This is a genomic window from Streptomyces sp. NPDC054956, assembly GCF_053609185.1.
On the sequence record NZ_JBSGXB010000557.1, the window covers coordinates 1 to 2,482 of the forward strand.

Annotated in this window: 2 protein-coding genes; both read right to left on the reverse strand. The window is 74.1% G+C overall.

The genetic code is table 11. From position 1 onward, the window contains the following. Positions 1 to 60: 60 nt before the first annotated feature. Entirely contained in the window at positions 61 to 1,260 is a 1,200-nt protein-coding gene (locus ACWGDE_RS38160) for an MBL fold metallo-hydrolase (RefSeq protein WP_453393678.1), read from the reverse strand. A 223-nt stretch (positions 1,261 to 1,483) separates the two neighbouring features. Then, positions 1,484 to 2,269: an SGNH/GDSL hydrolase family protein gene (locus ACWGDE_RS38165; RefSeq protein ID WP_453393679.1), complete on the reverse strand. Its 786-nt coding sequence runs from the start codon at positions 2,267 to 2,269 to the stop codon at positions 1,484 to 1,486. Positions 2,270 to 2,482 lie beyond the last annotated feature (213 nt).

Consider the following 2,482-nt stretch of genomic DNA (forward strand, 5'->3'; position numbering starts at 1 on the left):
GAGGTCCCGCTCCGTTCACGTTCCGGCCCCACCGGGCTGCGGGCCTGCGGGCCCGCAGGCCTAGGAGCCCACCGCCTCCGGCTCCTCGTGGATCACGGTGGCGGGCCGCTCGGCCGCGGTGGGCCGCCGCTCCGCCGCGGGCGCGTTCACGGCACCGGCCACGAACGGTCGCCACCAGGGCGAGCGGGGCGCGTCCGCCGCACCCGGCTCGAAGGGCTGCCCCGGGATCGGCAGCGCGATCGCCGCCCCGGCCCCGTCCGCCGCGGCCACCGTGCCCTCCCCGGGCTCGTCCCACGGGTGCGGGGCCAGGTTGAAGGTGCCCCAGTGGATCGGCAGCATCGTGCCGTGCGGGGTGCCGCCCTGGAGGTCGAGGTGGGCGCGCATGCCCTCCTCCGGCGTCATGTGGATGTCGGGCCAGTACTCGCTGTACGCCCCGATCTGGATCATCGTCGCGTCGAACGGTCCGTGCTCGGCGCCGATCTCCCCGAATCCGGGGAAGTAGCCCGTGTCGCCGCTGTGGAACACCCGGTGCTCGTCACCCGCGACGACCCACGAGGCCCAGAGCGTGAACTGCTGGTTGCGCAGGCCGCGGCCGCAGAAGTGGCGGGCCGGGGTGGCCGTGAGGGAGAGCCCGGCGACCTTGGTGGACTCGTTCCAGTCGAGCTCGCGCAGCCGGTCCGCCGGGACTCCCCAGCGTTCCAGGTGCGCGCCGACGCCGAGCGGCACGGCGAAGACCGTGTCGGTGCCGGCCAGCTGCTTGATGGTCGGCAGGTCGAGGTGGTCGTAGTGGTCGTGCGAGATCACCACGACGTCGACCTCGCCCAGCGAGGCCAGCGGCACCGGCACCGGGTGCAGCCGCTTGGGCCCGGCGAAGGGGAAGGGGGAGCAGCGCTCGCCCCAGACCGGGTCGAAGAGCACCCGGCGCCCGTCGATCTCGGTGAGCACGCTGGAGTGCCCCATCCAGGTCAGCCGCAACCCGCTGACCGGCGGCTTCGCCAGCTCGGCGAGGGTCGTCGGGTAGACCGGGATGGGCGCGCCGGGGTTGCGCCGGAGCCGCTGCTCCTTGTGGAAGTAGATCTTGGCGAACTCCGCCATCGACCCGGACGGTCTGGTCCGGGCACCGACCGGGTTCTGGAAGACGCCGTCCGCGAAGTTCGGCGAACGCCGGATCCGCTCCAGCCGGGCACCGGAGGGGTCCGCGCCGAAGGCTTCGGGCCGCAGGGCGCGCAGCCGTGGACGCAAGGGAAGGGAGCCGGTCAAGGCGCCTCCAGGGTGGGGGTGCGGGCAGGGCGTACTGATGGCTTACCCCCTTCCCAACGCGTGGCACTCCCGAAGGATTCCGTCCCGCGCGCCCGAAGGGTCCCGCCGCCCGCCCCCGGACCCACCCCGTCCGCTCCCGCCCCGCCCCGGAGCCGCCCCGGAGCCACTCCGGGGCCGATCCGGGGCCGATCCGGAGCCGATCCCCGCCCGCCCCGGCCGCGTCCTACAGGGGCAGCAGGTCCGGCCGCTTCGCCTCCACGTGGTCGCCGGAGGACTCCCCGCGCAGCCGCCGCCCGATCCACGGCACCAGGTACTCGCGCGCCCACTGGATGTTGTCCCGGGTCACGTCCACCGATCCGCGCGGGCGCAGCGGCGGCCACGGCTGGTCGGGGTCGGCGGGCACCTCGAAGCCCAGCACCTGCGCGGCGCGCAGCGCGACCCGCGTGTGCCCCTCGGGCGAGAGGTGCAGCCGGTCGGCGTCCCAGGCCCGCCGGTCCTGTACGGACTTCAGCGACCACAGGTCGAGCACGGGGCAGTCGTACCGGTCGGCGATGGAGTGGACGTGCGCGCTGAACGTCGCGATCTTGCCCCGGATGTGCTTGAGGACCGGCACGTCCCGCGTGTCGAAGCCGGTGGTGATCACGACCAGGCCGACCGAGCCGGTGAGGTCGCGCACGGCCGCCTCGTACCGTTCGGCCACGGCGTCCGGGTCGCTGCCGGGACGGATGATGTCGTTGCCGCCCGCGCAGAAGGTCACCAGGTCCGGTGCGAGCTCTTTGGCCCGGGGGACCTGCTCGGCCACGATCTGGTCCAGGAGACGGCCGCGCACGGCCAGGTTCGCGTACCGGAAGTCGTGCTCGTCGCGCTGATCGGCCAGGAGTACGGCCAGCCGGTCCGCCCAGCCGAGAAACGTTTCCCCGGGTCCCGGGTCCCCGACGCCCTCGGTGAAGCTGTCCCCGATCGCCGCGTACGAGCCGATGGTCTTGAGTGTCGTCGTCGTCGCTGCCACGGGGCCCTATCCTTCACCCCGGCCGGCGACCTACGCGACCGTAGCCACGGACTTACGTACCGTGATCTTCACCACCCGCCGGTACAGGAACAGGGGAACCACGCCGGCGGGGCCCGGGCCCCCCCCCCGTGCCGGCCCCCCCCCCCGCAGACCAGCAGCCGGGGGTCGGCGCGCGGCAGGTTTGTCCACCCCAGCCCGAACCCCCCGTTGAAC